Annotated in this window: 6 protein-coding genes and 1 pseudogene; 5 read left to right on the top strand and 2 right to left on the bottom strand. The window is 66.0% G+C overall.

Going from position 1 to position 7980, the window contains the following annotated elements; all coding sequences use genetic code 11:
- Positions 1-217: 217 nt before the first annotated feature.
- The 5 genes and pseudogenes from ACIRQP_RS41545 to ACIRQP_RS41525 all read left to right on the top strand — a co-directional run.
- Positions 218-451, top strand: a complete 234-nt coding sequence (locus tag ACIRQP_RS41545; RefSeq protein WP_403900546.1) for a hypothetical protein — start codon at positions 218-220, stop codon at positions 449-451.
- 594 nt (positions 452-1045) lie between these two features.
- The gene (locus ACIRQP_RS41540; protein ID WP_403900544.1) at positions 1046-1882 is read left to right on the top strand and encodes a reverse transcriptase domain-containing protein; all 837 of its coding nucleotides are present in this window, start codon (positions 1046-1048) and stop codon (positions 1880-1882) included.
- Between the two features lie 554 nt (positions 1883-2436).
- The gene (gene ltrA / locus ACIRQP_RS41535; RefSeq protein WP_403900542.1) at positions 2437-3726 is read left to right on the top strand and encodes a group II intron reverse transcriptase/maturase; all 1290 of its coding nucleotides are present in this window, start codon (positions 2437-2439) and stop codon (positions 3724-3726) included.
- A 74-nt stretch (positions 3727-3800) separates the two neighbouring features.
- On the top strand, positions 3801-4379 hold the full coding sequence (locus ACIRQP_RS41530) for a group II intron maturase-specific domain-containing protein (protein ID WP_403900540.1): 579 nt from the start codon (positions 3801-3803) through the stop codon (positions 4377-4379).
- A 6-nt stretch (positions 4380-4385) separates the two neighbouring features.
- Positions 4386-5474 (top strand): annotated as a pseudogene (locus ACIRQP_RS41525) (IS701 family transposase); the annotation flags it as partial.
- 303 nt (positions 5475-5777) lie between these two features.
- On the opposite strand, the gene ACIRQP_RS41520 reads toward ACIRQP_RS41525, so the two are convergent.
- Together ACIRQP_RS41520 and ACIRQP_RS41515 are read right to left on the bottom strand one after the other, a co-directional pair.
- Positions 5778-7376: an IS1634 family transposase gene (locus tag ACIRQP_RS41520; protein ID WP_403900538.1), complete on the bottom strand. Its 1599-nt coding sequence runs from the start codon at positions 7374-7376 to the stop codon at positions 5778-5780.
- 216 nt (positions 7377-7592) lie between these two features.
- Positions 7593-7980 (bottom strand): transposase (locus ACIRQP_RS41515; protein ID WP_403900536.1); only part of this gene is annotated, 388 nt, incomplete at its 5' end.

Below are 7980 nucleotides of genomic sequence, written 5' to 3'. Positions count from 1 at the left end.
GGTCACCCTCACGGAACTGCAACGCAGCGGCCAGATACACAGCCCCATTGTCCCGAAACCACAGACGTAAAGCTACTTCAAACACGCAACACTAGTACTCCAGTTGCAGTTCTCCATACGCCCTGGTCAAGGGGCCCTTTCGGAGTCTAGTTGGCTGACGTCCCGTCAGGGTGTCGGTGGTTCGTTACTCACCTGATTGAGGTGCGTTACACCGGTTATGGAGACGGAGAGCGGTGTCGAAGTAGGTCTATGGCATGGCGAGTTGGAGTCGCTGCTGTTCCGGGTAGGCGAGCGGTTCGGCCGCGTCGAGCCGCGGCGGCGGATGCGGGACTACGTGCGCGGCCTGTTGGGGCCGGTGGGCCGGAAGAACAGCTGGGTGCGCCACGAGGCGCCGTGTGACCGAGTGGAGGTGCAAGACCTCTACCGCCGGGTCGTCGCAGCGGCCGGGTAGAAGCTGAGGGCAGTCCGGGCCGGGGAACGCCGGTGAGGATGGAAAGCAGCCCTGACAACGCCGGGACGGCGCGGCACTGCCAGACGCGTCGGGTTCGGCAAGCAAGGCCAGAAGGCGTACGAAGAGGAACCCGTGTAAAGCCCCGTAAGTCTTGTCACCGGGCTCAAATCTGGCGGATATGGGCCCGGGGTGCAGTGCGTGACCGTCCGCTTCGGTAGGGGCGGTCAACTCCGAAGCCGGTCTCCAACTGCCGGTGGGGAGGCCACGTTGAAGGTCTGCGGCGTAGGCGTGGTGATGCTGCCGGGGTAGTAGCGGGACGCCGACCTGGCCAATCGGCACATGGTGAACGTGGGAACCACCTGCGGTCGCCCTCGCTCCTGGGCATCCGGTCCAAAGAGGGAGGGCAGGCCCGTTGCCGGCTGAGGTCCGCAGGTGGGGCGGAGGCCCCGTAGTAGTCCGAGCGGAGGAAAGCTCCGTGCATGGCGAAGGGGGCCAGCAAGTCGGCAGGGAGGATGCTGCAATGCCGGGAGGCCGCTGGTGAATACCGACGCACTGGAGTTCGCGCTGCTCAAGGCCGAACGCCGGGTACTGGAGATGCAGACCAAGCTGCACTGTTGGGCGACCGACGATCGTGATCGTCGGTTTGATGACCTGTTCAATCTCGCTGCTGATCCCGCGTTCTTGCTGGTGGCGTGGGCTCGGGTGCGGAGGAACAAGGGCGCTCGCTCGGCCGGAGTGGACGGGCAGACCGCCCGCTCCGTGGAGGACGGGCAAGGTGTCGGGGATTTCCTCGGCGAGGTGCGGTCCGGCTTGAAGGACCGTACTTTCCGTCCGCTTCCTGTGCGTGAACGGATGATCCCCAAGCCCGGGACGGCCAAGCGTCGTCGGTTGGGGATTCCGACCGTGCGGGACCGGGTGGTCCAGGCGTCCCTGAAGCTGGTATTGGAGCCGATCTTCGAGGCGGATTTCCTCCCGTGTTCCTACGGGTTCCGCCCGAAGCGCCGGGCTCATGACGCGCTCGCCGAGGCACACCACTTCGCCAAGAACTCCTATGAGTGGATGGTGGAGGGGGACATCGAGGCGTGCTTCGACTCGATTGACCACACGGCCCTGATGGACCGGGTGCGCCGCCGAGTCGGGGACCGGCACGTTCTTGACCTGGTGAAGGCGTTCTTGAAGGCGGGCATCCTCAGCGAAGGCGGCCAGTCCAAGGACACCGATACCGGCACTCCGCAGGGTGGAATCCTCTCGCCGCTGCTGGCCAACATCGCCCTGTCCGTCCTCGATGAGTTCATCGCGGCGGGTCCGGGCGGGCCGAACTCCACGCAAGGTCAGCGGGCCCGGCGACGTCGGCAGAAGCTGGCCAACTACCGGATTTTCCGGTACGCGGACGACTGTGCGCCACGAACACAACGGGAGGTTTCGATGTAGACGGAACCTTCCGACGTGATGCTGCACCGGTGATGGAGGTAGGCCCTCCGGGACCGCCCACGCAGGGGGAGGTCTCAAACCCCCGCAGGTTGCTCCGGTGAATGAGCCGGGGTGATGAGCACTGCGGAAAAGGCGCACAAGATGCGTCAGGTGTGAGCCGAGAAGGCGAACGCGAGTGAACCACTGATGAAGTGTCGAAAGCGTAGCAATGGTTACCGAAACCGGGGTCCAGTTGTTGCCCCGGGATGAATCTGGCGGGGTCCTGTTTTCCTGGCCAGGTGGTGCCCGGCATAAAGGTGGCGCGAGTTCGGTTCTGGCGCTGGTGCGGAACGTGGGAACCCCTCGCCACGATGCTGCCAGCGGTCAGCTTAAGGCCGCTGGTATTAAGGAAGAACCCCAAGTAGCTGAAACTGCGAGGGGGAGAGTACCGATGCGTGGCAGGGGGACGGACCGCCTCGTAGTAGTGATGAAGCCCGGGTAATACGGGTGGAGCGAAGGGGGCGGGTTGTCCTGATTTTGTTTGGTGGTCAACCGGAGTTCCCGGGAGGAGCCAGGTGAACGGATCAAGGCCGCAGGCCAAGGTCAAGTCGTTTGACATTCCCAAGTCGATGGTGTGGGAGGCGTTTCAGCGGGTCAAGGCCAACAAGGGTGCGCCCGGGGCGGATGGCGTGACGATCGAGGAGTACGAGCAGAACCTTTCGAGGAACCTGTTCAAGCTGTGGAATCGTATGTCGTCCGGCTCGTATTTTCCTCCGGCGGTGAAGGCCGTGGAGATTCCCAAAGCAGGCGGGAAGGGTATCCGCGTGCTCGGGGTGCCTACCGTTTCTGACCGTATTGCCCAGACGGTGGCCGCGATGTATCTGGAGCGGCGGGTGGAGCCTGTGTTCCACCCGGATTCCTACGGTTACCGGCCCAGGCGGTCGGCGTTGGACGCGGTGGAGCAGTGCCGGCAGCGCTGTTGGCGGAGCGACTGGGTGGTCGATCTCGACATCCGGGCGTTCTTCGACAGCGTGGACCATGAGCTGATGCTCAAGGCAGTCGAGCGGCATATCGACGCGGACGGGAAATGGGTCCTGCTCTACGTCAAGCGGTGGCTGGTTGCGCCGTTGGCGAAGGCGGACGGATCGGTGCAGCAACGGGAACGCGGGACTCCCCAGGGGTCGGCGATTTCTCCCGTGCTGGCGAATCTGTATCTGCATTACGCGTTCGATGTGTGGCTGGTGCGGGAGTTTCCGCAAGTCACCTTCGAGCGGTACTGCGATGATGCGGTGATTCACTGCGGCAGCGAGAGGCAGGCCCGTCGTGTGCGGGATGCTCTCGCGCAGCGATTGGCGCAGGTCGGTCTGGAATTGCACCCAGACAAGACGCGCATCGTCTATTGCAAGGACGCGGACAGGCGTGGCTCGTACGAACACACCTCGTTCACGTTTCTTGGGTATACGTTCCGGCCCAGGCTGGCCAAGAACCGGTACGGGAAGCACTTTGTGAGCTTCCTTCCCGCGGTCAGCAAGGAGGCGATCAAGGCGATGGGCAAGGTAATGCGTTCCTGGCGTATCGCCCAACGTAGTGACAAGTCGCTGATGGACCTTGCGCGGATGTTCAACAGTGTCGTGCAGGGATGGATCAACTATTACGGGCGCTTCTACAAGTCCATGTTGTATCCCCTCCTCCGGCGCATTAACAGGATGTTGGTGGGCTGGGCTTGCCAGAAGTACAAACGACTACGCCGCCGGGAGAAGCGAGCGGGAGAACTGCTGGCGGGCACGGCCCGCCGGTATCCCAACATGTTCGCCCATTGGCGGTTCGGCCTCAAGCCTGATGGCTGGGCAATGGGAGCCGTGTGAGCTGAGAGGCTCCCGCACGGTTCTGCGAGCGGCGGCGGGTGCGATTCCCGCCGCCGACTCTCCTTCTGATCGCCGTGACCGGGACCCGCGAACAGGCCGAGGACATACGCGCCCAGGTGGCGGAAGTGCTCGCCCCGATGGGTCTGCGACTGTCGGTGGAGAAGACGGCGATCACCCATATTGACGAGGGGCTGGACTTCCTCGGGTGGCGCCTCCAGCGCCACCGCAAACGAGGAACCCAGAAGCACTACGTCTACCTCTATCCCTCCAAGAAGGCCCTCCAGGCCGTCAAGGAGAAGGTCAAGACGCTGTGTCGACAGGACACGAACCTGCCGCTGGCAGTCGTGCTGCACCAGCTCAATCCGGTGCTGCGGGGCTGGACGGCGTACTTCCGGCACGGGGTGTCGTCCGCGACCTTCCAATACCTGTCGGCCTTCACCTGGCGCCAGGTTTTTGGGTGGCTGCGACGCAAGCACCGCCGGTCCAACTGGAAGAGTCTGCGCCGCCGTTACTGTGCGGGCCGATGGTGGCCCGCCGATGATGAGGTGATCTTGTTCAGGTGCGCGAAGGTGCGGACCAACCGCTACTTGTATCGCGGAAACAAGATCCCCTCGCCCTGGCCCAGCGGGAACATGATGACAGCGGTCGCCTGAGAGGACTTGTGGAGAGCCGGATGCCTGGAGATCGGGCACGTCCGGTTCGGGAGGCGGGCCGGGGAAACCCACCGACGGCAACGTCGACAGGGCGCCCCGGTCCGACCTCACCAGCTGGCCGAGCATGCGGGCCACGCCACTCCGTACGGGCTGCAGCGGCTGCTGTCGTGGTGCCAGTGGGACCCGGATGAGATCCGTGACGACCTGCAGGATTACGTAGCCGAGCGGCTCGGGCAGCCGGACGGTGTGCTGATCGTCGACGACACCGGCTTCCTCAAGAAGGGCACCGTCTCCGCCGGGGTGCAACGGCAGTATTCCGGCACCGCCGGCCGTACCGAGAACTGCCAGATCGGGGTGTTCGCCGCCTACGCCTCCGCCAAGGGCAGGGCCTTGGTGGACCGCGAGCTCTACCTGCCCAAGTCCTGGACCGAGGATCCGGACCGGTGCCGCGCCGCCCGGATCCCGGAGGACAAGTCCTTCGCGACCAAGCCGGAACTTGCACGCGCCATGGTCCGGCGGGCGCTGGACTCCGCCCTGCCGATCGCCTGGGTGACCGCGGATGCGGCCTACGGCCAGGAGTGGCACTTCCGGCGGATGCTGGAGGAGGCCGGCGTGGGCTACGTCCTGGCGGTGCCCAAGTCCCAGCAGGTCAAGTCACCAGCGGGCAGCTGGCGCATCGACCATGTCCTGACCGGTGCCCCGGCCGAGGCATGGGAGCGGATCTCTTGCGGCAACGGTGCGAAGGGGCCGCGGGTCTACGACTGGGCCGCGGCCAAGCTGCCCACCATCGACGGTTCCGATCCCACCCACGACCGCTGGGTGCTGGCCCGCCGCAGCCTGGCGCGTCCCGAGGAGATCGCGTACTACCTCGCGTTCGCCCCGGCGGACACCACCGTCTCCCAGCTGGTCCGGGTGGCCGGCTCCCGATGGGCCATCGAGGAGTGCTTCCAGGCAGCGAAGAACGAATGCGGCCTGGACCAGTACGAAGTCCGCCGCTACGTCGGCTGGTACCGGCACATCACCCTGGCCATGCTCGCGCACGCCTTCCTCGCGGCGATGACAGCCCAGGCCCTCGAAAAGGGGGGCGAAGAAACGGTTCGAGCAGCCTCGCTCCCCTCACCGTGGCAGAAATCCGACGGCTCCTGGACCTTGCCCATCCCCCCACAGCCCGGCGCCAGTCACCCAGGCATCGTCTCCACTGGTCAAACTGGCGCCGCCGCCACCAGGCCATCGCCCGCCACTGCCACTACCACCGCCGCACGCACCTCAATCAGGTGAGTAACGAACCACCGACACCCTGACGGGACGTCAGTCAACTAAACTCCGGAAGAGCCACCTCACCAGGGCAAATGGAGAACTGCAACTGGAGTACTAGTCGGTGACTTCGCACATGGGGTTTTAGGTCTCCAGCCAGCGGGGCCGGGTTTCGTCGATGCCGAGGAGTTCGAGCAGGTGTGATTGGACTCCTCGGCTGACGAGGATGACGGGTGGGTCGGTGGCGGTGCCGGGGCGGAGCATGAGGCCGTCGAGGTGGTAGAGGATCATGCGGCCGGTGGGTCGGACTTTGCGGTTGTCGGGGTAGAGGCCGGCCATGGTCTGCTCGGGGCCCAGGGCCTGGCGGACTTGGCGTTCGATCAGGCAGTAGACCAGCAGGGCCAGGCAGATCACGGTGAGCAGGGCCGTGATGCGGCGGTTGTGATCCAGGAACAGCGGCGCGACGGCCAGGGGGCCTTTGAACTCGCCGTAGCGGCGTTCGACCACTCCCTGGCCTTTGTAGCGCCGGAAGACCTCGGCCGCGTCGGCCTGTTGCGGAGTCAGAGCGGTGACCGGGGAGTACCAGCCGTCGGCGGCGGCTTCGGCGGCCAGGACGTCCTGGTCGAAGTGCCAGGCCAGTGCGGGTTTCCCGTCGGGGCCGGCGGTGACGGTGGTGCGCAGGCAGCCGGCGACCCGGCGGGACTTGGTGATCACCCCGATCCGGGCCTGGACCTTCTCGGCGTTGGTGTAGTACCGGCCGCCGGCCGAGTTCTGCAGTTTCTCGAGATCCTCGGCGGCTCTGGCCAGACGCTTGGCGCGTGCTTTGCGCTGGCCCTCCGCGTTGCCGGTGGAGTGGACCAGGATCCGGCGCAGGTGGTGGACCGGGTCGCGCTTGCGCGGTCCTGCCATGGTGTGGACGTCTTCCAGGACCCGGTAGGACTCGCGCTGGTCGGCGGGGGTGTCCCGCTCGCGGTCACGGTCGTTGACGTAGTCGACCGGTTCGGCAGCCGCCAGGTCCAAAGCGGCGTAGAAGCCGGCCTTGACCTGTGCGGCGGGCAGCGGGGCGACGAAGGCGACCTGTGCGTCGAGCAGGGCGGTGATGTTGGGGTAGGACACCAGTTTGGAGTCCGCGACGAGGAGGAAGTCCTTGCGGTCGGCGATCTTCCGCAGGGCCTTCATCGCGCCGACGACCTGGGCGACCTCGCCCGCGCCGCCGTCGTAGGCCCGGTGGAAGACCGGGATGCCGCCGTCGCGGGTGACGGCCAGTCCGGCCTGGACCTGCTTCAGGTCGACCCGCCGGTCCTTGGGGTGACCGTATCTGACCTGCGCGTACTCCTCTTCCTGGTCCGGGTAGGCGCCGAACGTGGAGATCGACGTCATGTCCCAGTGGATCTGAGCGGTATCGATGCCGAACTCCGCGATGGCCTGCGCGCCGACCGACCCGGTGATCTCCTCCAGGTGCGGGGCGACCGCGTCCAGAGCGCGGGCGATACGGTCGTCGTTGAGCAGGTCCGGCTCGATGCCGAAGACCTCCTCGACAGCCCACGTCCGCGCCCAGTCCTCCACCCGCACCATCGAGGTCGGCGAGGACAGCCGGTTGGCGACCAATGCCTCGACGACCTGCCCGTGCGTCAGATGAGCCACCTCACGGACAGGGCACAGCTCGTCGATGATCCCCGCCACGTCCAGCCGGCGCAGAAACTCGGCAGAGGCAGGCAGAGCGCCCAGACGCCTCTCCACCACAGGCGCCAACTCCACCGACATGCGGGGGCGCTGGACCCGGGAACGACGCGAACGAGATATCGGCACACCCCCACCCAAGCGAACAACCGCCCCCAAAGCAGCAGTCATACCGACCATTCATCCGAACGTGTCATGTGCGGAGGATCGGCCTGGAAGACTGCTGAAGATCTTGTCGTGGGGCTGTCCGGCCGTGGGCCGGGCGGCCCCTTTTTTTGTTTATGGGGTGGCCGGGGTGAGGTGCCAGCTGTCGTTGGCCCGGGTGAGTCCGAGGTTGATCAGTCGGCGGAGGTTGAGGGCGACGGCGCGGTGGTGGAGCCAGATGTTGTTGGCGATGACGCCGCGGTGCGGGACTCGGCGGTTGCCTTTGGCGACCAGCCAGGCGATGGCGCGTTCGACTGGTGGCCGCCATCTGCGGTACTCCGCCTGCCAGGCGGGATCGGTGGCGGCCTGTGCCCGGGCGGTGGCCAGCAGTTCGTGCTGGGGGTGGACGTTGAGGGTGCGCCCGGTCGTGGAGGTGGTGCGGCGTCCGCGCAGGGGGCAGTCGGTGCAGACGCGTTTGAACTGGGCGGTGCGGGCGCCGTCCGCTTTGACCTGTCCGAGGCTG

The sequence above is a fragment of the Streptomyces sp. NPDC102274 genome, from assembly GCF_044766385.1.
GTDB lineage: Bacteria > Actinomycetota > Actinomycetes > Streptomycetales > Streptomycetaceae > Streptomyces.
The sequence above is the reverse complement of the archived record's forward strand: the minus strand, read 5'-3'. Positions and strand labels throughout refer to the sequence as shown.

Excerpts from the sequence above, each read along its gene's own strand:
- ACIRQP_RS41545 (WP_403900546.1), top strand. The coding sequence starts at position 218 with ATGGAGACGGAGAGCGGTGTCGAAGTAGGTCTATGGCATGGCGAGTTG.
- ACIRQP_RS41540 (WP_403900544.1), top strand. The coding sequence starts at position 1,046 with ATGCAGACCAAGCTGCACTGTTGGGCGACCGACGATCGTGATCGTCGG.